Consider the following 25,285-nt stretch of genomic DNA (forward strand, 5'->3'; position numbering starts at 1 on the left):
CCCCCATGCTGGCCCGGGTTTACACCGCCTTTCGCCAGGTGGGGGAGGACCTCTTCCACCAGCGCCTCATCTCCGCCACGGCGGGGAACTTCTCCGTGCGCACCAAGGAGGGCTTCCTCATCACCCGAAGCGGGGTGCAGAAGGCCCGGCTCACCCCGGAAGACCTCCTGGAGGTGCCCCTCTTTGGGCCCATCCCTGAAGGGGCGAGCGTGGAGAGCGTGGTCCACCGGGAGGTCTACCTTAAGACCGAGGCCAAGGCCCTGGTCCACGCCCACCCCCGGGTGGCCGTGGCCCTCTCCCTCCGCCTGGACCGGCTCGTGCCCTTGGACCTCGAGGGCCAGCTCTACCTGAAGGAGGTGCCCGTGCTCTCCCCTAAAACCGCCTCCGCCACGGAGGAGGCGGCCCTCGCCGTGGCCGAGGCCCTGGCCCGATACCCCGTCTGCCTCCTCAAGGGGCACGGGGCCTTCGCCATCGGGGTCAAGGAGAGGCCCGAGGAGGCCCTTCTTCAGGCCTTTAGCCTCATGACCACCCTGGAGGAGAGCGCCGAGATCCTCTTCTACCACCGCCTCTGGAGGCGAGGATGAGGGTGCTTTTCGTGGAGGCCAAGGAGCTTGCCCCCCTTTTGGCCCTGGCCCAGGAGCTTCCCCACCCCTTCTGGCTCCTGGAGGGGGAAGGCCGCTTTTTGCTCCAGGTCTTCGGGGCCACGGAGGAGGCGGAGGCCCGGGCCCGGGGGGTGCCGGGGGTTAGGGTTTGGGCCTTCCGCCTCCGGGATGGGGTAGTGTATAGGGGATGCGGGAAGAGATCGGGTACATCCCCGTAGGGGAGGCGGAGCTCTACGTGGAGGACGTGGGGCCCCTGGACGGGCCCGCCCTCCTGGTCCTCCACGGGGGGCCGGGAGGGAACTGCTACGCCCTCCGGGAGGGCCTCGGGGACTACCTGGAGGGCTTCCGCGTGGTCTACTTTGACCAGCGGGGCTCGGGGCGGAGCCTGGAGCTTCCCCCAGACCCGAGGCTTTTCACCCTGGACGCCCTGGTGGAGGACGCCCTCCTCCTGGCCGAGGCCTTGGGGATCGGGCGCTTTCGCCTCCTCGCCCACGGCTTCGGGGCCCTGGTGGCCCTGGAGCTTCTCCGCCGCTTCCCCCAGGTGGAGGGAGCCATTCTCCTCGGGCCTTGGGTGAGCTTTCCCTGGCTTGCGGCCCGCCTGGCCGAGGCCGCGGGGCTCCACCCCCTTCCCGACCCCGAGGAAAACCTGAGGGCCGCCCTGGAGCGGGCTGAGCCCAAGGCCCTCTTTGACCGCCTCATGTTCCCAAGCCCCCGGGGGCGCTTAGCGTACGAGTGGGTGGTGGAGGGCTCAGGCATCGTGGGGCCCGAGGCCCCGGCCTCGGCCTTCTTGCAAAACGGCCTCTGGCGCCTGGACTACACCCCCTACCTCTCCCCTTCCCGGAAGCCCGTGGCCCTGGTGGTGGGAGAGAGGGACGGCACCAGCTACCCCCACGCCGAGGAGGTGGCCGAGCGCCTTAGGGCTCCCATCCACGTGGTGCCCGGGGCGGGCCACTTCCCCTGGATAGACCAGCCCGAGGCCTTTGAGCGGGCCTTCCTGGAGGCCCTCTCCGCCCTTTCCTTGCCCCAGCAGGGGCTTTGGGGGTAGAATGGGAAGGTCACCGGGGGTGCTCCGCAAAGGGGCTGAGAAACACCCTTGGAACCTGATCCGGGTAATGCCGGCGTAGGGAAGGTGACGGAAAGAGACGCTTTCCGTGAACCCCGGTGGCAGGGGGTTTTTATGTTGCGCTTGCTGGCTTTGGCGGTCTTTTTGGCCTTCGGCCTCGCCCAGGAGATCACCCTCCTCACCCACGAGAGCTTCTCCCTGGACAAGGGGCTCATCGCCCAGCTTGAGCGGGAAACGGGCCTTAAGCTCCGCCTCCTCAAGGCGGGGGATGCGGGGGAGGTCCTGAACCGGGCCATCCTCACCAAAGGGGCCCCCATCGCCGACGTGATCTACGGCTTTGACAACACCTTCCTCTCCCGGGCCCTCGAGGCCGGCATTCTCCTCCCCTACCGGAGCCCCGAGGTCCGGAACCTCAAGGCCACCCTCCTCCTGGACCCCACCTTCCGGGCCCTGCCCGTGGACTACGGCTGGGTGAGCCTGAACTACGACCGGGCCTACTTCAAGGACCGGCCTCTCCCCAAGGCCCCCTCAGACCTCGCCCGGCCCGAGTACGCCCGGCTTCTCGTGGTGGAAAACCCCGCCACCAGCTCCCCGGGCCTGGCCTTCCTCATGGCCACCGTGGCCCGCTTCGGCGAGGACGGCTACCTGGACTTCTGGGCGCGGCTTCGGGACGGGGGGGTGCGGGTGGCCAAGGGCTGGAGCGAGGCCTACTACACCCACTTCAGCCTCTACAAGGGGGACCGGCCCCTGGTGGTCTCCTACACCACCTCCCCCGCGGCCGAGGTCTACTACTCCGAGGGCAAGTACAAGGAACCCCCCACGGGCAACCTCCTCCCGGAGCTCGCCTTCTTCCAGGTGGAGTTCGTGGGCATCCTGAAGGGGACGAAGAACCTCGAGGGGGCCAAAAAGGTGGTGGACTGGCTCCTCTCCAGGCCCGTGCAGGAGAACATCCCCACGGAGATGTGGGTCTACCCGGCGAGGAAGGATGCCCGGCTTCCCGAGGTCTTCCGCTTCGCCCAAGAGCCTTTGGGGAGCGTGCGCCTTGACCCCAAGGCCGTGGCGGAGAACCGGGAGCGCTGGATAGAGGAGTGGACCAAGGTGGTCCTGCAGGGGCAGAGCCCCGAGGCGGTGCGCCGGGCGAGGCGGTAAGTGGCCGGGCTCGCCGGGGGGTTCCTCCTCCTCTTCCTCGGCTTCGCCCTCCTCTACCCCCTGGGCCGGGTGCTGGCCTTGGGGCTTGGGGAGGGCCTCCTCCGGGCCCTGGGGAACCCCTACTACTGGGAGCGCTACCTCTTCAGCCTGGAATACGGCCTCCTCTCGGCCCTCCTCACCCTGGCCCTGGCCCTGCCCCTCGCCTTCCTCTTCCGGCGGCGGTTCCCCTTTAGGGAGGCCTTCCTCGCCCTGAGCACCCTGGCCTTCGTCCTTCCCACCCCCGTGGTGGCCCTGGGGTTTCTCGCCCTCCTTGGTCCCCGGGGGGTGCTGGGGGTGGACCTCTACGGCACCCTGGCCCTTCTCCTCCTGGCGGCGGTCTTCTACAACCTGGGGCTCGCCCTCCGCATTCTCCTTCCCGTGGCCATGGGCCTAGAGGGGCCCCTGCAGGCGGCCAGGGTCCTCGGGGCCAGCCCCTTTCGCGCCCTCCTCCGGGTGGGGCTTCCCCTTCTCCTTCCCGCCCTGGGCTCGGCGGGGCTTATGGTCTTCCTCTACGCCTTCTCCGCCTTCGGGGTGCCCCTCCTCCTTGGGGGGCGGTACGCCACCCTCGAGGTGGAGGTCTACACCCTCCTCGCCCAGCGCCTGGCCTTCGCCGAGGCCAGCGGCCTGATGCTCCTGGAGCTTCTGACCTTGGGCCTGGCGGCCTGGCTCTACCTGAGGCTTCCCGCCTACCCCTTGAGGCCTTCCGGGCTTCTCCCCTCGAGGCGCCCCTGGGCCCTGGCCCTGGGCCTTGGGGCCTTTTTCCTCCTCTTCTACGCGCCCCTCTTCGCCCTCTTGGGGGAGGTCCGCCCCTGGGCCCTGGCCCAGGCCTGGCGCTCCGAGGACTTCACCCCCCTCCCCCTGGCCCTCGGCAACAGCCTCCGCTTTACCCTCCTCGCCTTTCTCCTCGCCCTGCCCCTGGGGGTGGCCTACGGGGTGGCGGCGAGGAGGAGCCCGGGGTGGGACCTCCTGGGCCTCCTTCCCCTCATGGTGAGCCCGGTGGCCGTGGGCCTCGGCTACCTCCTGGCCTACCCCGGGCTTCGGGGTTCCCTCCTTCTCCTTTTGGCCGCCTACGCCCTCCTCGCCTACCCCCTCCTGGCCCGGGTCCTCCTTCCGGCCCTAAGGACCCTTCCCCCAAGCCTTTGGGAGGCGGCGAGGGTCCTCGGGGCCACCTCCTTTCGGGCCTTCCTCCGGGTGGAGCTTCCCCTCCTCCTTCCCGCCCTGGCCTCGGGGACGGCCCTGGCCCTTTCCGCCCTCCTGGGAGAGTTCGGGGCGAGCCTCGTCCTCTGGCGGCCCGAGTGGACCACCCTCACCCTGGCCATCTACGAGCGCCTGGGAAGGCCCGGGGAGGGCCCTTTCCGGGAGGCGGTGGCCCTGGCCGCCGTCTTGGCCCTCCTCTCCGCTCTCCTCTTCTACCTCCTGGACCGGGGCCGGGGGCGGGTGGGCTAAGTACCCCACCGCGGCAAAAGCCGCGGTGGGGGCCCCAAAAGAGCTTTCCCACAGCCAAAGCTTGAGCATCCCGTGTTGCAAAGCCAAGGCGCGGGCACTAGGGGCTTTCCCCCTGGCAGTTGGGGCAGAAGTGGGTGCCCCGGCCCGCCACCACCCGCCTGGCGATGGGGGCGCCGCAGGCGGGGCAGGGGAGGCCCGCCCGGCCGTAGACGGCGTGGCGCTCCTGGAAGCTCCCGGGAAGGCCGTCCGGTTGCCGGTAGGCGCGGTCGGAAAGGGTGCTTCCCCCCAGGGCCACGGCCTCGGAGAGGACCTCCCGGATGGCCTGGAAGAGCCTCCAGGCCTCCTCCTCCCCCAGGCTCCTCCCCGGGCGCAAGGGGCTAAGGCGGGCCCGGAAGAGGGCCTCGTCGGCGTAGATGTTCCCCATCCCGGCCACCCGGGTCTGGTCCAGGAGGAGGGCCTTGAGGGGCCGGGCGCTCCTCAGGCCCTGGAGGAAGCCGGGGAAGGTGAAGGCCTCGGAAAGGGGCTCGGGGCCGAGGCGGGAGAGGAGGGGGATTTCCCGGTGGTCGCCCCGCTCCACCACCCAGATGCGGCCGAAGCGCCGGGGGTCGTGGAAGTAGAGGACGCCCTTTTCTAGGAGGAAGCGGACCCGGGTGTGGGGGGTTTCCTCCAGGCGGAAGCCCCCGGTCATCCCCAGGTGGAGGACCATCTCCAGGCCCCCGGAGAGGGAGAGGAGGAGGAACTTGCCCCGCCTTCCCACCTCCTCCACCCTCCGCCCTTCCGCCCGCTCCGTGTGGCGGTAGCGGCGGGGGTCCTGGTGGCGGACCTCGAGGATGCGCCGCCCGAGGAGGAGGGGAAGGAGCTTCCGCCTCGTGGTCTCCACCTCGGGAAGCTCAGGCACGGGGCCTCCTTTGGGCCAGGAAGCGGTAGAGCCCCTCGCCGAGCCCGAAGGGCGCGAGGAGGAGAAGGAGGGGGTAAAGGGGCCAGAGGAGAGGGAGCCTCCGGCCTAGGGCGAGAAGGGCGGCGTAGCCCCGGTGGGCCCTCCCCCCTTCCAGGACGTGAAGGGCCTTGAGGAGTTCCTCCCGGGGGAGGTCCTGGGCCTCCTTTAGAGGCTCCACCCGGAGGGCCTTCCCCAGGTCCAGGGCCCTAAGGGCCCGCCCCAGGGCCCGGCAGTAGGGGCACTCCCCGTCAATCAGCACCCGCATGGGCCTCCACCGGCACGGGCTCGCCCCGCTCGTTCACCGCCACGTAGGTGAGCGTCCCCTTGGTGGCCAGCACCCGGCCATTTTCCTCCCCGAAGCGCTCCTTGTAGACCTCCACCTCCACGGTGAGGGAGGTCCTCCCCACCCGCACCACCCGGGCCACCACCTCCAGGAGGTCCCCGGTGCGGATGGGCACCTTGAACTCCACGCTGCTCACCGCCACGGTGACCACGGGCTTCTTGGCCCGGCGGGCGGCGGCGTAGGAGCCCACCTTGTCCATGAGCCCCAGGACGAACCCGCCGAAGGCCGCCCCCAAGGGGTTGGTGTGCTCGGGGAAGACGAGCTCGAGGGTCCGCGCCTCCATACCCTTCCCAGGCTACCCCAGGAGGGCGTCGGTGAGGCGGGCCATCTCCCGGTCCTTTTCCGTGACCCCGCCCGCCGAGTGGGTCCACCACTCCACGGTGACCCGCCCCCACTCCACGGTGAGGCGGGGGTGGTGGTTCTCCCTCTCCGCCAGCTCCCCCACCCGGTTGGCGAAGGCCAGGGCCTCCCGGAAGTCCTTGAAGCGGAAGGTCTTGGCGAGGCGCTTGGGGTTTTCCAGGGTCTCCCAGTCCATGCCCCCAGGTTATGGCAAGACCCCCGGGCTCAGGGTGCCCGGGGGAGGGTTTGGTTGCGGGGGCGGGATTTGAACCCGCGACCTTCGGGTTATGAGCCCGACGAGCTACCAGGCTGCTCCACCCCGCGCCGCCATCCCTAAATATAGCGGGGCGAAGGGGATATGTCAAGCACCTTCCCGGGGTTCAGGAGCCCCTCGGGGTCAAAGAGGGCCTTTAGCCTTCGCATCCATTCCAGGGAGCTTCCGTGCTCCTTGGGGAGGAACTTTTTTTTGCGGAGGCCCACCCCGTGCTCGGCGGTGCAGGTGCCCCCAAGCTCCAGGGCCTTCTCCACGAGCCTCTCGGCGTAGGCCTCCGCCTTGGGGTAGTCCTCGGGGAGGACGGGGACCAAGGTGTGGAAGTTCCCGTCCCCCACGTGGCCCAGGATGTTCCCGGTGAGGCCCATCTCCTCTAGGAGTCTTTGGGCGTGGCGCACCATCTGGGGAAGCCGGGAGAGGGGGACGGCGGTGTCGGTGATCACGAAGCGGTGGCCGGGGAAGAGGTGGACCAAGGCCCAGTAGGCCTGGTGCCGGGCCTCCCACTGCCTTTTGCGCTCCTCCTCGGTCCTGGCGGCCTCCACCTCCAGGGCCCCGGCTTCCCGCACGAGCTCCAGGGCGAGGGAGCTTTCCGCCTCCAGGGCCTCCTTGGTGGAGGCGTGGAACTCCAGGAAGAGGGCGGGGCGCTCGGGGAAGCCCGCCTTTAGGTACCGGTTCAGCGCCCGCAGGGCGAGCTCGTCCAGTAGCTCCAGCCGCGCCACGGGAAGCCCCGCGGCCATGACCCGGTAGCTCGCTTCCGCCGCCTCCTCCACCCCGGGGAAGAAGACCCTTAGGGTGTGGACGTGCTCGGGGAGGGGGTGGAGCCTTAAGGTGAGGCGGGTGATGACCCCCAGGGTGCCCTCGCTTCCGATGAAGAGGTCCTTGAGGTCGTAGCCCGAGGAGGTCTTGCGCACGCCGCGGCCGAGCTCCAAGACCTCGCCGCTTGCCAGGACCACCTGGAGGGCGAGGACGTTTTGCCGCATCCCCCCGTAGCGCACCGTGGTGGTGCCGCTGGCGTTGGTGGCCGCCATTCCCCCTAAGGTGGCGTCCGCCCCCGGGTCCACGGGGAAGAAGAGGCCCGTGCCCTTGAGGGCTTCGTTGAGGGCTTTGCGGGTGAGGCCGGGCTCCACCACGCAAGAGAAGTCCTGGGGCCTCACCTCCAGGACCCGGTTCATCCGGCTCAGGTCCAGGCTGATGGCCTCCCTAAGGGGGTAGAGGTGGCCCTCGAGGCTCGTCCCCGCCCCGAAGGGGATCACCGCCACGCCCCACTCCCGAGCCCACCGGAGGGCCTTCTGCACGTCCTCCACGCTTTCCGGGTAGACCACGGCCAAGACCGGCCTCGCCTCGGGGTAGCCCTCGTCCTTGCCGTGGCGCAGGCGCTCGCTCTCCGAGAGGTCCACCTTCCCCGGGAAGAGGTGCTTCAGGGCTTGCAGCTTCTCCATGCTCCTGAGTTTACGCTCTCCAAAAGGGCCGCGAAGCCGAGGAGGAGCCCCCCGGCCAGGTTCCACCCCGCCCTGGGCCAGCCCTGCTTGCCTCCTCCAGCTCCAGGCAGAGTTCCTCCACCTCGGGGGCTTGGGGAGGGGGCCTTGGAGGAGGGCCAGGGTTCCCCTCCTCCAGGAGGCGGAGGGCCGGGGCGAGGAGAGGCTCGCCCATAGGGGAAGCCTACAGGCCTCCCCTTTCCTTGGGAGGGAAGGAAGCCCCATTGGAAGGACGCCCCTTGGCCTTTAGGCCGGGCCCGATCACGGCCCGGGCGCTTGGTCCTCCTTGGGAGGCTTTCCGCTTCCCGCAACTGGGGGAGGAGGTGGCCGGAAAGCCCCCAAAGCACCCCCAGGCTTCCGAAGAGGGGGAACATGAGGGCGATGCCTTCCCCCTGCCCGTACCGGGGACCGAAGACCCGGTCGGCCAGGGCTCCGCTAGGCCTCGCCCCTTAGGATGGCCTCTATCTTCTCCAGGGCCTCCTTCGGCAGGTCCACCCCCGCCGCTCCCAGGCTCTCCCGGATCTGCTCGGGGCGGGTGGCCCCGGTGATGGCGCTGCTGATCCCGGGAAGCCTCAGGACCCAGGCCAGGGCGAGCTGGGTGCGGGTGAGGCCGAGCTCGTCCGCCACCTCTTTGAGCTTGAGCACCTTCCTCCGGTTTTCCTCCGTGAGGTAGCGCTCCCTGAACTGGTCGTAGCGGGCGAAGCGGCTTCCCTCGGGGATGCCCTCGTCGTACTTGCCCGTGAGCATCCCCTGGGCCAGGGGGCTCCAGACCACGAGGCCCATCCCGAAGCGCTCCGCCTCGGGGAGGATCTCCCCTTCCACCCGCTCCCGGTAGAGCATGGAGTACTGGGGCTGCTCCACCACGGGCGGGTGAAGGCCGTTCGCCTTGGCGAAGGCCACGGCCTCGGCGATTCTTGCCGCGGGCCACTCCGAGGTGCCCCAGTAGAGGGCGTACCCCTTCTCCACGAGGGTGTGCATGGCGTAGACGATCTCCTCCATGGGGACCTCGGGGTCAAAGCGGTGGGCGAAGAAGAGGTCCACGTAGTCGGTCTTAAGGCGCTTGAGGCTTTTCGTGATGCTTTCCAGGAGGTGCTTGCGGCTCAGGCCCTGGTCGTTCGGGTCCTCGGACATGGGCCAGTAGGCCTTGGTGGAGAGGACCAGGGTGTGCCGGGGGAACTCCTTGAGGACCTCCCCCATGATCTCCTCGGCCAGGCCCTTGGCGTAGACGTCGGCGTTGTCAAAGAAGTTCACCCCGCCCTCGTAGGCGATCCTAACGATCTCCCGGACCGTTTCCTTGTCCTTCACCGCGTCCCCGAAGGTGACCCAGGCGCCCAAGGAGATCTCGGAGACCTTAAGGCCCCACTTGCCGAGCTTCCGGTAGCGCATCGCGCCCATAGCCCCCGGAGTTTACCCCTTCCGGCCGGGATTGACCAGCGGGTCAGTCCCCTTCCACCTCCAGGACCCCGCCCGGGGCTTGGAAGCCGATCCGCTTGTGGGTGCCGTCGCAGAAGGGCTTGTTGGCGGAAGCCCCGCAGCGGCAGAGGAAGACCCGCGGGCGCTCTAAGACCTCCTCCTTCTCCCCCACGCGCACCACGAAGCGCCTGCCCTCCACCCGGATGGGGCCGTTTTCCAGAAGCTCCAGCCGCATGCCTTTACTCTACCTGAGAAGCCGGGCGAGGAAGGGGACGAGGAGGAAGAGGGCGAGGACGCGCACCGTGTGGAAGACCCCCACCAGGGCGGGGCTTCCCCCCTCGGCCTGGCTCAAGGGCCCCATGCCCGTGATCCCCCCGGGGGCCAAGGCGAAGAGGAGGGCCTTTGGGGGCCGGCCCAGGGGCTTGGCCAGGAGGAAGGCGAGGAGGAGGGCGAGGGCGAGGAAGGCGAGGGCGCTGAGGAGGGCGTAGGGGAGGAGCCTGGGGGAGAGGAGCTCCTTCCGGAAGGAAAGCCCCACCAAGACCCCGGCGGCGAGCTGCACCGCGAGGTCCAGGCCCTTGGGGATGGGGGCGGGGGAGGCGAGGAGCTGGTGGAGGCCTGTGCCCAGCATGGCCCCCACCACGGCCCCGCCCGGGAGGCCCAGGCGGTAAAAGAGAAGCCCGAGGAAAACCCCGCTCAAGGAGGCGCGCAGGAGGTCCATGGGGTTATGGTATGCTTCCTGCGAACCATGAAGCGCTTCTTGCGGGGGCTGGCTTGGCTTTTGGGCTTGGGGCTTCTCCTCTTGCTTCTTCTAGCCCTTTCGGGGTACCTCTACCTGCGGTCCTCCCTGCCCCAAGGGGAGGGCCGGATCGCTTTAAAGGGGCTTTCCGCCCCGGTGGAGGTGGTGCGGGACGGAAAGGGGGTGGTGCGCATCCGGGCGGCGACGCTTAAGGACCTCTTCTTCGCCCAGGGCTTCGTCCACGCCCAGGAGCGGCTTTGGCAGATGGAGTTCCAGCGCCGGGTGGGCCAGGGGCGCTTGAGCGAGGTCTTAGGGGAGGCCACGCTTCCCCAGGACCGGTTCCTCCGCACCTGGGGCTTCTACCGGGCGGCCCAGGCGGCCTACCAGAGGCTCTTCCCCGAGGAGAAGGAGGCGGTGGACGCCTACGCCGCCGGGGTGAACGCCTTCTTGGCCTCTGGGGCCCCCTTGCCGCCGGAGTTCACCCTCCTCGGCTTCCGCCCCGAGCCCTGGACGGGCCCCGACGTTTTGGTCTGGGCCAAGATGATGAGTTACGACCTCTCGGGAAACTGGGAGGAGGAGCTTTTGCGCCACCGCCTCCTCGCCCGGGGGATAACCCCCGAAAGGCTTCTTGAGCTCCTCCCCCCTTACCCCGAGGACGCCCCCACCGTCCTCAGGGCGGAAGACCTCAGGCTTCCCCTCAAGCGGGAGGAGGCCCCTTCCGCCCTCCTCCGGATGGCCCCGCCCCGCTACCTCGAGGCCAGCAACAACTGGGTGGTGGCGGGAAGCCGGACCGCCACGGGCAAGCCCTTCCTCGCCAACGACCCCCACCTCGCCCTCCAGGCCCCGAGCCTCTGGTTCCTGGTGGCCCTCGAGGCCCCAGGCCTTAGGGCCATCGGCGCCTCCTTGCCCGGCCTTCCCGGTATCGTCATCGGCCGCAACGAGCGCATCGCCTGGGGGGTGACCAACGTGGGGGCGGACGTGGAGGACCTCTACCTCCTGGAGGAGGTGGGAGGAGGGGGCTACCGCTACAAGGGGAGGGTCGTCCCCTACGGGGTGCGGGAGGAGAGGATCCGGGTGAAGGGGGGGAAGGAGGAGGTGCTGAAGGTGCGGGAGGCGGTCTTTGGCCCGGTGATCACCGACGCCCTGAAGGACCCTCCCAAGACCCCCATGGCCCTCCGCTGGGTGAGCCTGGACCCGGAGGACCACATCCTCATGGCCTTCCTGGGGGTGAACCGGGCCAGGAACTGGGACGAGTTTCAAAAGGCCCTGGAACCCTACTCCGCCCCCAGCCAGAACTTCATCTACGCCGACTTAGAGGGCAACATCGGCTACATCGCCCCGGGGAAGTTCCCCGTCCGCAGGGAGGGGCACACGGGCATGGTGCCGGTGCCGGGGAACGGGGAGTGGGACTGGCTGGGCTACCGGAGGCCCGAGGAGTGGCCCAGGGCCTTCAACCCCCCTCGGGGCTACCTGGTCACCGCCAACCACAAGGTGACCCCCAAGGGCTTCCCCTACGCCCTCACCTACGACTGGGCCGAGCCCTACCGGGCGGAGCGCATAGAGGAGCTCCTCCTCGCCAAGGAGAAGCTTTCCCTGGAGGACATGAAGGCCATCCAGCAGGACCAGAAGAGCCTCCTCTACCGGGACTTCCGCCCCGTTTTGGAGCTCCTTTCCCCCCTTTCCGAGAGGGCCCGGGCCTGGCGGGAGAGGCTTCTCGCCTGGGACGGGACCATGGCGGCCTCCTCGGAGGAGGCCCTGGTCTTCGCCCTCTGGTACACCGAGCTCACCCGGCTTCCCCAAAGGGAGGTGGGGGAGCCCTTCTGGGACGAGCCCCGCTACCTCCTTAAGGCCATGAAGGAAGGGGACCCAAACTGCGACCAGCCGGAGACGGACTACAAGGAGACCTGCCTGGACTTCGCCGCCCTCGCCCTGGAATGGGCCCTGGACCGGAAGGAAGCCCTAGGGGCCAGGGCCTGGGGGGAGGTCCACCGGGCCCGCTTCCCCCACGCCGTCCTCACCCACACCCCCCTAAAGCGCCTCTCCGACCGGGAGGTGGCCTTTGGCGGCGACCGCTACACGGTGAACGTGGGGCCCTTTGACCCGAAGGCCCTCGCCATGGGCCACGGGCCGAGCTACCGCCAGATCGTGGACCTTTCGGACATGGAGCGCTCCCTCTTCGTCCACCCCATGGGCCAGTCGGGCCACTTCCTCTCGGCCCACTACGCCGACCTCCTTCCCCTTTGGGCCTCCGGGGCCTACCTCCCCATGCGCCTGGGTGGGGAGGGAAGGACCCTCCTCCTGGAGCCCGGACGCTAAGTACCCCACCGCGGCAAAAGCCGCGGTGGGGGCCCCAAAAGAGCTTTCCCACAGCCAAAGCTCGGGCATCCCGTGTTGCAAAGCCAAGGTGCGGGCACTTAGCCCTTGTCCTCGCCGTTTTCCAGCTTCTGGAAGTGCTCCAGGGCCTCCCGCACCTTCTCGTGCACCCAGTAGGCCCTGCGGCCGAAGAGGAGCTCCACCGCCTCGTCCACCTCCTCCACGGCGTAGAGGTGGAAGGCCCCCTCCTCCACCGCCCGCACCACCTCCTCCCGCAGGGTGAGGTGGGGGAGGTTGGCCTTGGGGAGGACCACCCCCTGGGTGCCGGTGAGGCCCAGGGTCTTGCAGACCCGGAAGAAGCCCTCCACCTTCTCCGCCACCCGGCCCACGGCCAGGACCCTTCCCGTCTGGTCTATGGCCCCGGTCACCGCCAGGTCCTGCCTAAGGGGAAGGCCGGAGATGGCGGAGAGCACCGCGAGGAGCTCGGCGAGGCCCGCCGAGTCCCCCTCGAGGCTCCCGTAGCTTTGCTCAAAGACCAGGCTCACCGTGGCGGAGAGGGCCCCCACCTGGGCGTAGGTGCCCCGCAGGTACCCGGCCAGGGTGAGGACGGCCTTGTGGAAGACCTGGCCCCCCAGGCCCACCTCCCGGTCTATGGAGAGCACCCCCTCCCGCCCCGGGCCCGCCTGGGCGGTGATGCGCACGGGGCGGCCCGTGGGGAGGGGGCCCTCCACCACCACCAGGCCCTTCACCTCCCCCACCCGCTCCCCCGCCACCTCCAGGGCCACCACCCCTTCCCGGATCTCTTGCAGGTAAAGCTCCTCCTCCAGGCCGAAGCGCTCCTCCCGGGACCTCACCGCCTCCCGCACGGCCTTTCCGTCCACGGGCACCCTTAGGCTTTGGGCCTCCCGGGCCAGGTCCAAGAGGCGGTAGATGCGGGCGTCCAACCGCTCCCGGTGGCCGGCCAGGCGCCTCGCCTCGTCGGCCAGGGCGGCGAGGCCCTCGGGAGTGAGGGGGACCCCCTCGGCCTCCAGGAAGCCCCCCAGGTAGGCCACGTTCTCCTCGGTGTAGGGGATCTCCGGGCCGAACTCCACCCGAAAAGGGAAAAGCTCCAAAAACTCTTCGTCCTCCTCCAGGAAGGCGATCACCTCGGGTGGCCCCACCAGGAAGACCTGGGCCTTGAGGGGAGCGGGCTTGATCCTCGGGCCCTTGACCTCGGGCCTCGGGGTGAGGGGCTCCACCTCCCCGGTGGCCAAGGCCCGCTTGAGGAGGGGGTAGCTTCCCAGCTCCCAGACCCGGTGGGCCTCGAGGACCAGCACCCCTCCCGTGGCCCGGTGCAAGGCTCCCGGACGCAAAAGCCCCAGGTGGGTGGTGAGGACCCCTTCCCGGGCCTCGTACTCCAGGTGGCCGAAAAGCCTTTCCGGGGTGGGGTTGGGCTCGTAGACCACCCGGTCGCCCCCCGCCACCAGGAGGTGGGGGAGGAGGCTTGGGGCCTCCAGCTCTTCCTCCAAGGCCGCCGCCCGGAGGAGGGTCTCCAGCACCCAGTCCATATAGGCCCTGGCCTCGGGGAAGCGCTCCTTAACCCCTTCCGCCTTGGGCGAGAGGAAGCGCTCGGCGAAGCTCCGCCTTAAGGCGGCCACCTCCGCCTGGGCCTTCTGCCGCACCTCCACGTAGGCCAAAACGGTCTCCTCCAGCTTGGCGGAAAGCTCCGGGGGTAGGGGGCCTTGGCCGGAGAGCTTGAGGCTTTCCTCCCCTTCCTCCAGGACGAAGCCCTGGGACTTGGCTTCTTCGCCCAGGGCCTCCAGAAGGGCCTCGGCCTCCCTTTGGTAGCGGGCTTCCACCAGGCTTTTGGCGTAGAGAAAGCCTTTTTCCCGGAAGAGGGCCGGGGTGAACTCGGCGAGAAGGGCTTCCACCTCCTCCAGAAGGGCCCGGCCCTCCCCCTCCGGAAGGAGGAGGGGAAAGGCTTCCTCCCCCAGGGGAAGGTAGACCAGCTCGGGTCGGGGGAAGGTGCGGCCTTTGAGGTAGGCGAGGAAGCGCTTGCGCTTGCCCAGGCCGCTTGGGCCCACCAAATACCCGTGCCCGCCTTGGCGGAAGGCGGCCTCCAGGGCCTTCAGGGCCCGCTCCTGACCGAAAAAGGGCGGGGCGGGCCTGGGCCTTGCGGGGGGGGTGAACCAGCGAAGGGCAGAGACCCTCATCGCGCCCACTATACCCGGGCCTTTGTCCCCAGGGCCCTGGGGTAAACTACCGGCAAAGGGGGATTCCATGGTGAAGGTGGAGGTCTTGGGGATGATTCTGGCCGGGGGGCAGGGAAGCCGCCTTTATCCCCTCACCGCCAAGCGGGCCAAGCCCGCCGTGCCCTTCGGGGCCAAGTACCGCATCATTGACTTCGTCCTCAACAACTTCGTGAACTCCGGGATCTACGCCATCTACGTCCTCACCCAGTACAAGGCCCAGTCCCTCACGGAGCACATCCAGCGCTACTGGCGCTTCGGCGCCTTCTTGGAGGACCACTTCATCCTCCTCGTGCCCGCCCAGATGTACCGCTACGAGGAGCTCGGGCCCGTGTGGTACCGGGGCACGGCGGACGCCATCTACCAGAACCTGCACCTGGTGCAAAACCACGCCCCCGAGGCGGTGGCGGTCTTCGGGGGGGACCACATCTTCAAGATGAACGTCCGCCACATGGTGGAGTACCACCGGGAAAAGCGGGCGGACATCACCATCGCCGCCTACCCCGTGCCCGTGGAGGAGGCAAGCCGCTTCGGCGTCTTGCAGGTGGACGAGGAGTGGCGCATCACCGAGTTCCAGGAAAAGCCCAAAAGCCCAAGGCCCCTCCCGGGCCGCCCCGACACGGCCCTGGTTTCCATGGGGAACTACGTCTTCCGCACGGAGGCCCTCTTTGAGCTTTTGGAGGCCGACGCTCGGGACGAGACCAGCGCCCACGACTTCGGCAAGGACGTGATCCCCCGGGCCTTGAGGGAGGGGTACAGGGTCTACGCCTACGATTTCCACCGCAACCCCATCCCCGGCCAGGAGGGGCCGAACCTCTACTGGCGGGACGTGGGGACCCTGGACGCCTACTACGAGGCCAGCATGGACCTTGTGAAGGTGGTCCCCGAGTTTGACCTCTTCAACCCGGAGTGGCCCCTCCGCACCGCCAACCTCTTCAGCCCCCCGGCCAAGTTCGTCCACGAGACCGGGGAAAGGGTGGGCCGGGCCCTGAACAGCCTCCTCGCCGGCGGGGTCATCGTGAGCGGGGGGACGGTGCGGGAGTCCGTGCTCTTCCGCCGGGTGCGGGTGAACTCCTACAGCCTGGTGGAGCGCTCCGTCCTCTTTGACGACGTGGAGGTGGGGCGCTACTGCCGCATAAGGAACGCCATCATAGACAAGAACGTGCAGATCCCTCCCCACACCGAGATCGGCTACGACCTGGAGCTGGACCGCGCCCGGGGCTTCACCGTGACCCCCGAGGGCGTGGTGGTGGTGCCCAAGGGCTACCGCTTCTAAGTACCCCACCGCGGCAAAAGCCGCGGTGGGGGCCCCAAAAGAGCTTTCCCACAGCCAAAGCTTGGGCGTCCTGTGTTGCAAAGCCAAGGTGTGGGCACTTAGCCATGGAGAAGCACCCCGGCAAGCTCTTCTACCGCCTTACCCGCTTGAGCCCGGGAGACGAGCTCCCCTTAAGGCGGAAACCCAAGGCCAAGGTCTACGCCAACCCCCTGGAGACCCAGGCCCTGCCCCCTTTCCGCCAGGACGGGGGCCCCCCCTCTTCCGGGCCATGGCCCACTTGAGGCCCCTCCTCCCCGAGGTGGGGGCCTCCCTCACCCTGAAGGACCTTTCCCAGGTCCTCTACCCCCTGGCGGAGCGGGAGGGGCGGCGGGGGTTCCCCTCGGCGGGGGAGGCCTACCCCCTCGAGGCCTACCTGGTGGCCTTCCGGGTGGAGGGGATGTTCCCCGGGGTCTACCACTACTTTCCCAAGGAGCATCAGCTTTTCCAGATCTCCCCCCGGGCCGAGGCGGCCCCGTGGTCCGAGGCCCTCATGGGCCTGGCCCTGGAGAGGGCGGCGGCCCTCCTCGCCTTCACCCTGGTGCCGGAAAGGAGCGAGGCCTTGTACGGCCTCAGGGGATACCGGTATGCTCTTCTAGAGGCAGGCTACGCCGCTTCCCTCGCCTTGCTTGCCGCGGTGGGCCAGGGTCTGGCCGCCTACCCCGCGGAAACCTTCCACGACGAGGAGGTGGCGCGGCTTCTGGGATTGCCGGAGGGAGAGTATCCCGGCGTGGTGCTGGTTCTGGGGCGGTGAGTATTCCGTTATGGGAAGGATTCTCTTGGTGGAGGACGACCCCCAGGTGGGCGAGTTGGTGAAGCGCTTTTTGGAAAAGGAGGGTTTTCAGGTGCGGTGGGCTCGCTTGGGGAGGGAGGCCTTGGACCGGGTCTTTGAGGAGGCGAGGCCCGACCTCGTGGTCCTGGACCGGGGCCTGCCCGACCTCGAGGGCCTGGAGGTGCTTCGGGCCCTGCGGGAGCTGGACCCCCTCCTCCCCGTCCTCCTCCTCACGGGGCGCGCCGACGAGGACAGCCGGGTGGAGGGGCTTCTGGAAGGGGCGGACGACTACCTGGGGAAGCCCTTCTCTCTGAGGGAGCTCCTCGCCCGCATCAAGGCCCTCCTCCGCCGGGCCGGGAAGGAGGGGCGGAGGCGCTTTGGGCCCTTGGAGGTGGACCTGGAGGGGCGGCAGGCCTACCTGGAAGGGGAGCCCCTCAGGCTTTCCCCCACGGAGATGAACCTCCTTCTGGTCTTCGCCCAGGCCCCGGGCCGGGTCTTCACCCGGGAGGAGCTTTTGGAGAGGGTCTGGGGACCCGAGTTTGACGGAAACGAAAGGGTGGTGGACGCTTACATCCGCCTTCTCCGCAAAAAGCTCAAGGACGACCCCCTGGCCCCCCGCTTCATAGAGACGGTGGTGGGCCTGGGGTACCGCTTCCTCGGGGAGGAGTGGAAGCCGTTTTCGTCTACGGGACCCTGAAGCGGGGGGAGAGGAACCACCCCCTGGTGGTCCCTTACCTCCACCGGGTCCTTCCCGGCCTCGTGGAGGGGTTTCGCCTCTACCACCTGCCCCAGGGTCCCCACCGCCCCTACGCCTACCCGGGCATGGTGCCGGGGGAGGGGCGGGTCTATGGGGAGGTGCTTTGCCTCTCTCCTGAGGCCCTTCCTCTTCTGGACGCCCTGGAGGACGAGGGGGAGGCGTACCGGCGGGTGCGGGTGCGGGTGGAGACGGGAGAGGGGCCCCTGGAGGCCTGGGCTTACCTTTACCTGGGGGGCCTCGAGGAGGCCTTGCCCCTTCCCCAGGGGGTCTGGAAGGGGTAGCATGGGCCTTATGCGCGTCCTCCACGTGGCCCCCGAGGCCTACCCCCTGGTGAAGGTGGGGGGGCTTGCCGACGTGGTGGGGGCCCTGCCCAAGGCCCTGAAGCCTTTGGGGGTGGAGGCCGAGGTCCTCCTCCCCTGGCACGGGGGGCTTAAGGCCAAGCGGGTGGGGGAGGTGGCCTTCGCCTTCGCCGGCAGGGAGGAGAGGGCCCCCCTTGGGGAGCGGGTGGAGAGCGGGGTGCGGTTTCTCCTCCTTGGGGTGGAGGGGTTTGGGCGGGACCGGGTTTACGGCTACCCCGACGACGCGGAGCGCTACCTCCGCTTCCTCCTCGCGGCCAAGGAGGTGGCGAGGGGGTACGACCTGGTCCACGCCCACGACTGGACGGCGGCCCTCCTCGCCCTCTACGCCCCCACGGTCTACACCATCCACAACCTGGCCCACCAGGGCCTCGTGGACCCGGGGCTTTTCTTCTCCTGGACCGGGCTTCCCTGGAGCCTCTTCCACATGGAGGCCCTGGAGTTCCACGGCCAGGTGAACCTGATGAAGGGGGGGATCGTCTTCGCCCGCCGGGTGACCACGGTGAGCCCCTCCTACGCCGAGGAGATCCAGACCCCCGAGTTCGGCATGGGCCTGGAGGGGGTCTTGAGGAGACACGCCGGGAAGCTTCGGGGCATCCTGAACGGCCTGGACACGGAGGTTTACGACCCCGCCAAGGACCCCCACCTCCCCGCCCCCTACACCCGGGAGGACCCCTCGGGGAAGGCCCGGGCCAAGGCGGCCTTCCGGGAGAGGACCGGCCTCAGGCCCCCCGTCCTCGCCTACGTGGGCCGGCTGGACTTCCAGAAGGGCCTGGACCTTCTGCTAGCGGCCCTCCCCCGGCTTGGGGAGATGGATTTTCGCCTCTATGTCCAAGGCGTGGGGGACGAGGGGCTTAAGGAGGCGCTCCTCCAGGCGGAGGAGGAAAACCCCGAAGGCCTGCGCTTTTTCCCCGCCTACGACGAGGCCATGGCCCGCCTGGCCTACGCGGGGGCGGAGGCGGTTTTGGTCCCGAGCCGCTTTGAGCCCTGCGGCCTGGTGCAGATGATCGCGAGCCGCTACGGCACGGCTCCCGTGGCCCGGGCGGTGGGGGGGCTCAAGGACACCGTGGAGGACGGGAGGACCGGGGTCCTCTTCCAGACCTACCATCCCGAGGGGCTTCTTTACGGCGTGCTTCGCCTCTTCCGCCTGGGGGCGGAGGAGCTGGGCCTTAGGGCCATGGAGAAGGACTTCTCCTGGGAGGGGCCGGCCCGGGCCTACCTCGAGGTCTACCGGGAGGCCTTGGGCTAGGATGGGGGGCGTGAAGGACCTCGAGGCGGAGGCCCTCTCCGGCGAGGCCCTCCTCCACTTCCAGAGGCTCCTCCGGCGCAGGGACTACGCCGGGGCGCGGGCCTACGCCGAGGGTTTCCCCGAGGGGGAAAGGGAGCGGCTTTTAAGGGGGCTTTCCCTCCTGGAGGAGGACCCCGAGGCCCTGGAGGACCCCCTCTTCGCCGCCGAGAAGGAGGTGGTCCTGGGGGTGAAGGCGGTGCGGGAGGGGAGGCGGGAGGAGGCCCTGGAGCGCTTCCAGAAGGCCCTGGAGCTTGACCCCCTCCACCACCGGGCCCTCACCAACCTGGGGACCCTCCACCTGGAGGCGGGAAAGCTGGAGGAGGCCCTCGCCCTCTACCAGAAGGCCCTGAGGCTTTCCCCCGAGGACCCCCTCCTCCACGAGAACCTGGCCGCCCTTTATAAGCGGAAGGGGGACCTGGACAAGATGGTGGCCCACATGAAGCGGGCGACCCGCCTGAAGATGGCCCCGCCCCCCTCCCTAGACCCCCTCACGGGCAAGCCCAGGCGCCGCTTCCCCGTGCCCCTTTGGGCCTGGCTCCTTCTCCTCGCCCTCCTCGCCTACCTCTTCCTCCATAAGCCGTAGGGCCTGGTCCAGGGCCTTGAGGGAGCGCCCCTCGCTGAGGGTTCTCCGCCAGAGCCTCCCCTTGGGCCTTCCCCGGAAGAGGGTGAGCATGTGCCTAAGGACCGCCCAGGGGGGCGTGCCCTTTAGGGCCTCCTCCTCCAGGTAGGCCCGCATCCTCCGGGCCACCTCGAGGCGGCTTGGGCGGTGGGGGAGGCCGAAGACCCTCTGGTCCGCCTCCTCCAGAATGAAGGGGTCCTCGTAGACCGCCCGGCCCAGCATGGCCCCGTCCACCCGCAAGAGGTGGAGGAGGGCCTCCTCCAGGCTCCGGATCCCCCCGTTGGTGACGAAGGCGAGGTGGGGAAAGTCCTCCTTAAGCCGGTGGACCCAGTCGTGGCGCAGGGGGGGGATCTCCCGGTTCGCCTTCGTGGAGAGGGCGAGGAGGGCGCTCCTCGCGTGGACGACGAAGACCCTCACCCCGGCCTCCGCCATGGCCTCCACGCTTCGGGCAAGCCCCCGGTAGGTCTCCCGGCCTTCCAGGCCCAGGCGCATCTTCACGCTCACCGGCACCTTCACCGCTTCCACCATGGCCCGGAGGATCTCCTGCACTCGGGGGAGGTCCAGGAGGAGGCAGGCCCCGTACCCCCCTTCCTGGGCCTTTTCCGAGGGGCAGCCCAGGTTGAGGTTGATCTCGTCGTACCCCCACGCCTCCCCGATGCGGGCGGCCTCGGCCAGGCTTTCCGGGTCCTTCCCCGCAAGCTGGAGGGCGAGGGGGCGCTCCTCGGGGCGGAAGGCGAGGAGGCGCTCCCGGTTTCCCCTTAGGACCGCCTGGTCCACGGTCATCTCCGTGTAGAGCCTCACCCCCAGGCTCACCTGCCGCACCAGGAAGCGGAAGTGCCGGTCGGTGCGGTCCACCATGGGGGCCACGGAGAGCCTCAGGTCAAGCACCCTTCAGGACCTCCTCGGGGGGGATGGGCTTGGGCTCGCGGAAGCTGATGGCCTCCCACGCTCCTTCCTCCACCACCTCCAGCCCCGGGTGGCGGGTCTTGAGGCGGGCCACCACCCCCTGCACCAGGTCCTCGGGGGTGCTGGCGGCGGAGGTGATCCCCAGGTGGCGCACGCCCTTAAGCCAGGCCTCCTCCAGCTCCTCGGGGCGCTCCAGCCGGTAGGCCCGGCCCACCAGGCTTTGGGCCAGCTCCAAAAGGCGCATGCCGTTGGAGGAGTGGGGGCTCGTGAGGACCAGGAAGGCCTCCACCTTGGGGGCGAGGCGCTTCACCGCCTCCTGCCGGTTCTGGGTGGCGTAGCAGAGGTCCTTCCGGGAGGGGACCACCAGCTTGGGGAAGCGCTTTTTTAAGATTTCTATGGTGGCCAGGGTGTCGTCCACGCTCAAGGTGGTCTGGGTGAGGACCACCACCTTTTCGGGGTCCGGCACCTCCACGGTGCGGGGGTCGGCGAGGCGCGGGTCCTTGCCCACGTGGGTGTGGACCGCCACCAGGAGGGTCCTCTCCGGGGCCTCCCCGTAGGTGCCCTTGATCTCCTGGTGGTCGGCGGAGTCCCCGATGAGGAGGATCCAGTACCCTTCCTTGGCGTAGCGCCTCGCCTCGGTGTGCACCTTGGTCACCAGGGGGCAGGTGGCGTCCAGGACGGTGAGGCCCATCTCCGCCGCCTGCCTGCGGACGGCGGGCGGGTGGCCGTGGGCCGAGAAGACCACGGTGTCCGCGAGGCGCCTCTCTTGCCTGAGCCTCTCCACCTCGGCGAGGTCTTCCACGAAGTGGACCCCCTTGGCCTCGAGGCGCTCCACCACCACCCGGTTGTGGACGATCTCGTGGTAGACCACGAGATCGCCCTTCTCCCTCAGGGCCTCCGCCCAGCGCTCCACCGCCTCTATGGCCATCACCACCCCGGCGCAGAAGCCCCGGGGCCGGGCCAAATAGACCCGCTTAAGCCCCGCCATGCCCCCCATTCTAGGCCCTGGGGTTTCCCCCCTTTGTGGCCCGCGCAAGGACCCTTTCCGCCACTTCCCGGGCGAAGGGGGTCTGGGCCCGCTCCAGGGCCTTTCGGGCGGTTTCCTTGGCCTTGCCCCCGGGCCGGAACCCCTCCTGGGCCCAGGCGAGGAGGGCGAGGGCGGCGGCGGGGAAGGGGAGGCCCTCCCTCTCTAGAAGCCCCAAGGCCTCCCCAAAGCGGTGCAGAGCCTTGCGGTACTCCTCCAAGAGGAGGGCCCGGCTTCCCTCCTGGAAGAGCCGGGCCGCCTCGAGGAGCCCCTCCCCATGCGGCAAGGGCTCTCCCGCCTCCGCCGAAAGGAAGGCCGCCTCCACGAGCCGCTCCAGGGCGAGGGCCCGCTCGGCCTCGGGGAGGAGGGGGGAGTAGTGGGCCTCAAAAAGCGGGGCGAACCAGGAGAGGCGGAGGGGCTTCGTGAGCCGGAAGGTTTCCCCCCGCGCCTCCACCTCCTCCCCCAGGGCCTTGAGGAGAGGGACGAGGCGGGGAAAGCGGGCCCGCACCTCTTCCCGCTTGGCCTCGCCCCGGAGGGCCAGAAAGAAGAGGAAGGCCTCTACTCCCGCCATTCCTCCACTTCCTTGTACTGCACCAGGGCGGCGAAGAGGGGAGAGGGGCCGTCGCTCACGGCGAAGCGTACCTCCACCAGGACCACGTTCTCGGGGAGGGTCTCCACGAAGCGGTTCAGCCTTTCTTGGAATATATCCGGGTCATTCCCGGTGATGACCTTGAAGCGCACTCCCTGCATGGCCCCATTATGCCCGCCGCTCCACCAGGGCGGCGAGGAGGGTGCGGAGGTAGTCCAGGGCCTCCTTTCCCGGGAGGCCCTCCAGGGCGGGGAGGAGGACCTGGAACCCTTCCTCTTGGAGTCTCTTTGCCGTGGTCTTGCTCCAGGAGAGGGCCTCCGAGGCGAGGAGCCTTTCTAGAAGCCAGCGCACTTCCTCCTCGGGCTTCTCCTCCCGGGGGAGGCGGAGGAGGGCCAGGGTCCGGGCCTTTTCCTCGGGAGAGGCCTCCTCCAGGAAGCGGAGGAGGATCAGGGTGCGCTTGCCCTCGTAGAGGTCCCCGGCCCGCTCCTTCCCGTAGGCCTCGTCCCCTTCCAGGTTCAAGACGTCGTCCACGATCTGGAAGGCCATCCCCAGCTTTACCCCCCCCTCCTCGTAGGCGGAAGGCGGGGTCTTCCCGGCGAGGAGGGCCCCGAGGCGCAAGGGGGCCACGGCGGTGTAGTAGGCGGCCTTGTGGGCCACCATATGGAGGTAGTCTTCGGGGCGGAGGTCCAGCCTCCCCTCGAGGGTCCAGAGGAGGTCCAGGTGCTGGCCGTAGGCGGTGCGCCGCACCACCTCGTGGAACTCCAAGAGCACCTCTGGGGGGAGGAGCCCCCGGGCGAGGCCCTCCGCCAGGAGGCCCCACATCTCCCCGTGGAGGGCGTCCCCGGCGTTTAGGGCCAGGGGCATGGGATGGAGGCGGTGGAGGGCGGGGCGGCCCCGGCGCTCCTCGGAGCCGTCCTCTATGTCGTCGTGGACCAGGGCCCAGTTCTGGAAGAGCTCCAGGGCCTCCGCGGCGAGGAGGCCGGCCTCCTCCCCGGCCCCGTGGGCCAGGGCGCTGTAGAAGGTGAGGAGGCCCCTTAGCCTCTTCCCTCCCCGCCTGGGGTAGTCCTGGAGGAGGTCTTGGTAGAGGGGGTCGGGGTGGGCCAGGCGGGCGAGGAGCCTTTCCTGGATGGCCTGACGGACGGCCTCGGGCGCGGGCACCATGCCTTACACTTTAGGCCATGCAGGGCTACGCCCTGGGCCTTTTCGCCCTCAACCTCCTGACGCTTCTTTGGGGCACCACCTTCATCGTGGTGAAGGAGGCCGTGGAGGCCGTGCCCGCAAGCGGCCTGGTCTTCCTCCGCTTCCTGGTGGCGAGCCTTTTCTTTCTGCCCTGGCTCCTCCGCCTGCCCAGGGGGGCCTGGGGACCGGGGATGGAGCTGGCCTTCTGGCTCTTCCTCGGCTACGCCAGCCAGGCCATCGGCCTCCAGTACACCTCCGCCAGCCGGAGCGCCTTCATCACCGCCTTGAACGTGGTCCTGGTGCCCCTCCTCCTCTCCTTGGGGGGAAGGCGGGTGGGGCGGGCGGGAAGGGCCGCCCTCCTGGCCTTTCTGGGGGTGGGGCTTCTCTCCTACGACCCCAGGCAGCCTCCCCTCAACCTGGGGGACCTTTGGACCCTGGCCACGGCGGTGACCTACGCCCTCTACATCGTCCGCCTCGAGGTCCACGCCAAGGCCTTCCCCTCCCTGCCCCTCACCGCGGTCCAGGTGGTGGGGACGGCCCTTCTCGCTGGGCCCTGGGCCTTTTGGGAGGGCGGCCTTTCCTTAGAGGTCCCCTGGGGGGCGGTGCTCTACCTGGGGGTGGCGGCCACGGCCCTCACCACCTGGCTCCAGACCTGGGGGCAGAAGCACGTGCCCGCCCCTCAGGCGGCGGTGCTCTACACCCTGGAGCCCGTCTGGGCCACCCTCTTCGCCTACGTTTTTCTGGGGGAGCGCCTGGGCCTTGCGGGGGTTCTGGGGGCTTCCTTGGTGATCTTCGCCACCCTCCAGGCTATCCGCCGATCCCCAGCATGACCCGCTTGCGCAGGGTGGGGAGGGTGTTGCCAAAGGCGGGCTTGCGGTTCGTGGCGATGAGGATGGCGTCCACCAGGGCCTCCACGGGCTCGGGGGCGGCAAAGGCCCAGGCGATGTCCATCTCCAGGTCGGTGAGGAGGCAGGGCCTGAGCTTCTTGTCCGAGGTGAGGCGGAGCCTGGAGCAGTGGGAGCAGAAGGGCTCCGTCACCGGGTTGATGAAGCCCACCGTGCCCTGGGCCCCGGGGATCTTGAAGACCCGGGCCGGGGAGGTGGGGTCGTGGGGGACGGGTTCCAAGGGGCCGTAGACCGCCTCAATCCGGGCCCGGGTTTCCTTGCCGGGGACGAAGCGGCGGCGGTATTCCTCGGGATCGGAGTTGTCCAAGTGCATGTACTCAATGAAGCGCACGTGGAGGGGGCGGTCTAGGGAAAGCCCCGCCAGGGGCACCACCTCCTCCTCGTTCATCCCCCGGATGACCACGGCGTTGAGCTTCACCGGGTGGAGGCCGAGCTCCAGGGCCTTCTCAAGGGCCTCGAGGACCCTTTCCACCTTCCCCCCGCGGGTGATGCGGGTGAAGACCTCCGGGGTGATGGCGTCCAGGGAGAGGTTCACCCGGTTAAGCCCCGCCTCCACCAACTCCTTGGCCCGCTTGGCGAAGAGGAGGCCGTTGGTGGTGATGGCCACGTCCTCCACCCCTTCCTTCGCCCGGGCCCGGGCGATCATCTCGGGAAGCTCCTTGCGCACCAGGGGTTCGCCCCCGGTGAAGCGGACGGCGGAGAGGCCGAGGAGGGAGGCGGCCTCGAGGAAATGGTCCACCTCCTCCACGGTAAGGGTGCCAGGAGGCTCGGCCATCTCCAGGCCCAGGGGGTGGCAGTAGAGGCAGTGCAGGTTGCACCGGGGAGTGACGGAGATGCGAAGGTCCTTGATCACGCGCCCGTGGTTGTCTAGAAGCTTCACCTTATCCCCCTTTGCCGCCCATCTTAACACCACCGGGGGGAAAGCGAAACCCCCCAGGTTTACATCCTGGGGGGTTTGGGTTTGGAGCGGGAGACGGGACTTGAACCCGCGACCCCGACCTTGGCAAGGTCGTGCTCTACCGACTGAGCTACTCCCGCGAAAGGAAAATCCCCCGCGCCGACCTACTCTTCCGGGACCCTGCGGTCCCAGTACCATCGGCGCTGGCGCGTTTCACTTCCGTGTTCGGAATGGGAACGGGTGGTTCCACGCCGCTATGGGCACGGGGGATTTTGGTGTTTTAGGTTTTCAAAGGGCGCGCGGTGCCTTTAGGGCGGGGGGGACGG

At 69.1% G+C, this 25,285-nt stretch carries 27 protein-coding genes, 2 tRNA genes, 1 rRNA gene, 1 pseudogene and 1 riboswitch; of the genes and pseudogenes, 13 read left to right on the forward strand and 18 right to left on the reverse strand.

Annotated elements, in window-relative coordinates; translation table 11 throughout:
* The first annotated feature begins 5 nt into the window (after nucleotides 1-5).
* From AC01Y6_RS01740 to AC01Y6_RS01760, 5 genes are all read left to right on the forward strand, one after another.
* The gene (locus tag AC01Y6_RS01740) at nucleotides 6-584 is read left to right on the forward strand and encodes a fuculose-1-phosphate aldolase (protein WP_476669958.1); all 579 of its coding nucleotides are present in this window, start codon (nucleotides 6-8) and stop codon (nucleotides 582-584) included.
* On the forward strand, nucleotides 581-820 hold the full coding sequence (locus AC01Y6_RS01745; protein ID WP_428715863.1) for a hypothetical protein: 240 nt from the start codon (nucleotides 581-583) through the stop codon (nucleotides 818-820). Before AC01Y6_RS01740 ends, AC01Y6_RS01745 begins: the two co-directional genes overlap by 4 nt.
* Entirely contained in the window at nucleotides 790-1,647 is an 858-nt protein-coding gene (locus tag AC01Y6_RS01750) for an alpha/beta fold hydrolase (RefSeq protein WP_428721385.1), read from the forward strand. Before AC01Y6_RS01745 ends, AC01Y6_RS01750 begins: the two co-directional genes overlap by 31 nt.
* A 5-nt stretch (nucleotides 1,648-1,652) precedes the next feature.
* Nucleotides 1,653-1,747: riboswitch (TPP riboswitch) on the forward strand.
* A 32-nt stretch (nucleotides 1,748-1,779) separates the two neighbouring features.
* Nucleotides 1,780-2,814, forward strand: a complete 1,035-nt coding sequence (locus AC01Y6_RS01755; RefSeq protein ID WP_476669959.1) for a thiamine ABC transporter substrate-binding protein — start codon at nucleotides 1,780-1,782, stop codon at nucleotides 2,812-2,814.
* Nucleotides 2,815-4,299 (forward strand): ABC transporter permease, encoded by a 1,485-nt coding sequence (locus AC01Y6_RS01760; protein ID WP_428719681.1) that lies wholly within the window; start codon nucleotides 2,815-2,817, stop codon nucleotides 4,297-4,299.
* Between the two features lie 97 nt (nucleotides 4,300-4,396).
* Here AC01Y6_RS01760 and AC01Y6_RS01765 read toward each other — a convergent pair whose 3' ends face one another.
* The 9 genes from AC01Y6_RS01765 to AC01Y6_RS01805 all read right to left on the reverse strand — a co-directional run bounded on the left by AC01Y6_RS01765 (nucleotide 4,397) and on the right by AC01Y6_RS01805 (nucleotide 9,795).
* Complete coding sequence (locus AC01Y6_RS01765) at nucleotides 4,397-5,197, reverse strand: DNA-formamidopyrimidine glycosylase (RefSeq protein ID WP_428715859.1); 801 nt, start codon at nucleotides 5,195-5,197, stop codon at nucleotides 4,397-4,399.
* A complete protein-coding gene (locus AC01Y6_RS01770) occupies nucleotides 5,190-5,501 on the reverse strand; it encodes a DCC1-like thiol-disulfide oxidoreductase family protein (protein WP_476669961.1) in 312 nt (103 codons plus the stop codon). The genes AC01Y6_RS01765 and AC01Y6_RS01770 overlap by 8 nt, the downstream gene beginning before the upstream one ends.
* Complete coding sequence (locus AC01Y6_RS01775) at nucleotides 5,485-5,862, reverse strand: acyl-CoA thioesterase (protein ID WP_347240350.1); 378 nt, start codon at nucleotides 5,860-5,862, stop codon at nucleotides 5,485-5,487. Before AC01Y6_RS01775 ends, AC01Y6_RS01770 begins: the two co-directional genes overlap by 17 nt.
* A 12-nt stretch (nucleotides 5,863-5,874) precedes the next feature.
* Nucleotides 5,875-6,114, reverse strand: a complete 240-nt coding sequence (locus AC01Y6_RS01780; protein WP_428719684.1) for a 4a-hydroxytetrahydrobiopterin dehydratase — start codon at nucleotides 6,112-6,114, stop codon at nucleotides 5,875-5,877.
* A 51-nt stretch (nucleotides 6,115-6,165) separates the two neighbouring features.
* Nucleotides 6,166-6,242 (reverse strand) — tRNA-Met (locus AC01Y6_RS01785).
* A 9-nt stretch (nucleotides 6,243-6,251) separates the two neighbouring features.
* Nucleotides 6,252-7,628, reverse strand: coding sequence for an FAD-binding oxidoreductase (locus AC01Y6_RS01790; protein ID WP_428719685.1), 1,377 nt, complete (start codon nucleotides 7,626-7,628; stop codon nucleotides 6,252-6,254).
* A 471-nt stretch (nucleotides 7,629-8,099) separates the two neighbouring features.
* Nucleotides 8,100-9,059 (reverse strand): aldo/keto reductase family protein, encoded by a 960-nt coding sequence (locus tag AC01Y6_RS01795; protein WP_428719686.1) that lies wholly within the window; start codon nucleotides 9,057-9,059, stop codon nucleotides 8,100-8,102.
* Between the two features lie 43 nt (nucleotides 9,060-9,102).
* On the reverse strand, nucleotides 9,103-9,312 hold the full coding sequence (locus tag AC01Y6_RS01800; protein ID WP_347240346.1) for a CDGSH iron-sulfur domain-containing protein: 210 nt from the start codon (nucleotides 9,310-9,312) through the stop codon (nucleotides 9,103-9,105).
* A 9-nt stretch (nucleotides 9,313-9,321) separates the two neighbouring features.
* Nucleotides 9,322-9,795 (reverse strand): AbrB family transcriptional regulator, encoded by a 474-nt coding sequence (locus tag AC01Y6_RS01805; protein WP_347240345.1) that lies wholly within the window; start codon nucleotides 9,793-9,795, stop codon nucleotides 9,322-9,324.
* A gap of 27 nt (nucleotides 9,796-9,822) precedes the next feature.
* On the opposite strand from AC01Y6_RS01805, the gene AC01Y6_RS01810 reads away from it, so the two are divergent.
* Nucleotides 9,823-12,129: a penicillin acylase family protein gene (locus AC01Y6_RS01810; protein ID WP_476669965.1), complete on the forward strand. Its 2,307-nt coding sequence runs from the start codon at nucleotides 9,823-9,825 to the stop codon at nucleotides 12,127-12,129.
* 98 nt (nucleotides 12,130-12,227) lie between these two features.
* Here AC01Y6_RS01810 and AC01Y6_RS01815 read toward each other — a convergent pair whose 3' ends face one another.
* Nucleotides 12,228-14,318, reverse strand: coding sequence for an AAA family ATPase (locus AC01Y6_RS01815; RefSeq protein ID WP_476669966.1), 2,091 nt, complete (start codon nucleotides 14,316-14,318; stop codon nucleotides 12,228-12,230).
* 67 nt (nucleotides 14,319-14,385) lie between these two features.
* Here AC01Y6_RS01815 and glgC point away from each other — a divergent pair, with 67 nt between their 5' ends.
* From glgC to AC01Y6_RS01845, 6 genes and pseudogenes are all read left to right on the forward strand, one after another.
* On the forward strand, nucleotides 14,386-15,630 hold the full coding sequence (glgC, locus tag AC01Y6_RS01820) for a glucose-1-phosphate adenylyltransferase (RefSeq protein ID WP_347240342.1): 1,245 nt from the start codon (nucleotides 14,386-14,388) through the stop codon (nucleotides 15,628-15,630).
* Between the two features lie 104 nt (nucleotides 15,631-15,734).
* Nucleotides 15,735-16,420 (forward strand): annotated as a pseudogene (locus tag AC01Y6_RS01825) (SagB/ThcOx family dehydrogenase).
* Between the two features lie 10 nt (nucleotides 16,421-16,430).
* Entirely contained in the window at nucleotides 16,431-17,135 is a 705-nt protein-coding gene (locus AC01Y6_RS01830) for a response regulator transcription factor (RefSeq protein WP_476669967.1), read from the forward strand.
* Nucleotides 17,105-17,476, forward strand: coding sequence for a gamma-glutamylcyclotransferase family protein (locus AC01Y6_RS01835; RefSeq protein WP_476669969.1), 372 nt, complete (start codon nucleotides 17,105-17,107; stop codon nucleotides 17,474-17,476). The genes AC01Y6_RS01830 and AC01Y6_RS01835 overlap by 31 nt, the downstream gene beginning before the upstream one ends.
* Nucleotide 17,477: 1 nt before the next feature.
* Nucleotides 17,478-18,800: a glycogen synthase gene (locus AC01Y6_RS01840; protein ID WP_476669970.1), complete on the forward strand. Its 1,323-nt coding sequence runs from the start codon at nucleotides 17,478-17,480 to the stop codon at nucleotides 18,798-18,800.
* Nucleotide 18,801: 1 nt separating this feature from the next.
* A complete protein-coding gene (locus AC01Y6_RS01845) occupies nucleotides 18,802-19,422 on the forward strand; it encodes a tetratricopeptide repeat protein (RefSeq protein ID WP_428721404.1) in 621 nt (206 codons plus the stop codon).
* Here the strand turns inward: AC01Y6_RS01845 and dusA are convergent.
* From dusA to AC01Y6_RS01870, 5 genes are read right to left on the reverse strand one after another with little or no spacing between them, the layout of a single operon-like run.
* Nucleotides 19,318-20,346, reverse strand: coding sequence for a tRNA dihydrouridine(20/20a) synthase DusA (gene dusA / locus AC01Y6_RS01850; protein ID WP_476669971.1), 1,029 nt, complete (start codon nucleotides 20,344-20,346; stop codon nucleotides 19,318-19,320). The two genes, AC01Y6_RS01845 and dusA, sit on opposite strands and share 105 nt — an antisense overlap.
* Nucleotides 20,339-21,361 (reverse strand): 4-hydroxy-3-methylbut-2-enyl diphosphate reductase, encoded by a 1,023-nt coding sequence (gene ispH, locus AC01Y6_RS01855; protein WP_476669972.1) that lies wholly within the window; start codon nucleotides 21,359-21,361, stop codon nucleotides 20,339-20,341. The genes dusA and ispH overlap by 8 nt, the downstream gene beginning before the upstream one ends.
* A gap of 1 nt (nucleotide 21,362) precedes the next feature.
* The gene (locus tag AC01Y6_RS01860; RefSeq protein ID WP_476669973.1) at nucleotides 21,363-21,959 is read right to left on the reverse strand and encodes a hypothetical protein; all 597 of its coding nucleotides are present in this window, start codon (nucleotides 21,957-21,959) and stop codon (nucleotides 21,363-21,365) included.
* On the reverse strand, nucleotides 21,947-22,138 hold the full coding sequence (locus tag AC01Y6_RS01865) for a hypothetical protein (RefSeq protein ID WP_428716898.1): 192 nt from the start codon (nucleotides 22,136-22,138) through the stop codon (nucleotides 21,947-21,949). Before AC01Y6_RS01865 ends, AC01Y6_RS01860 begins: the two co-directional genes overlap by 13 nt.
* 7 nt (nucleotides 22,139-22,145) lie before the next feature.
* Nucleotides 22,146-23,138, reverse strand: a complete 993-nt coding sequence (locus tag AC01Y6_RS01870; RefSeq protein ID WP_476669974.1) for a polyprenyl synthetase family protein — start codon at nucleotides 23,136-23,138, stop codon at nucleotides 22,146-22,148.
* Nucleotides 23,139-23,155: 17 nt separating this feature from the next.
* On the opposite strand from AC01Y6_RS01870, the gene AC01Y6_RS01875 reads away from it, so the two are divergent.
* Complete coding sequence (locus tag AC01Y6_RS01875) at nucleotides 23,156-23,986, forward strand: DMT family transporter (protein WP_347240330.1); 831 nt, start codon at nucleotides 23,156-23,158, stop codon at nucleotides 23,984-23,986.
* On the opposite strand, the gene moaA is transcribed toward AC01Y6_RS01875, so the two are convergent.
* The 3 genes from moaA to rrf all read right to left on the reverse strand — a co-directional run bounded on the left by moaA (nucleotide 23,964) and on the right by rrf (nucleotide 25,227).
* Entirely contained in the window at nucleotides 23,964-24,941 is a 978-nt protein-coding gene (moaA, locus tag AC01Y6_RS01880) for a GTP 3',8-cyclase MoaA (RefSeq protein ID WP_476669976.1), read from the reverse strand. The two genes, AC01Y6_RS01875 and moaA, sit on opposite strands and share 23 nt — an antisense overlap.
* Before the next feature lie 82 nt (nucleotides 24,942-25,023).
* Nucleotides 25,024-25,099, reverse strand: a tRNA-Gly gene (locus tag AC01Y6_RS01885).
* Between the two features lie 11 nt (nucleotides 25,100-25,110).
* Nucleotides 25,111-25,227, reverse strand: a 5S ribosomal RNA gene (gene rrf / locus AC01Y6_RS01890).
* Nucleotides 25,228-25,285: the final 58 nt, after the last annotated feature.

The sequence above is a fragment of the Thermus sp. genome (assembly GCF_056332225.1).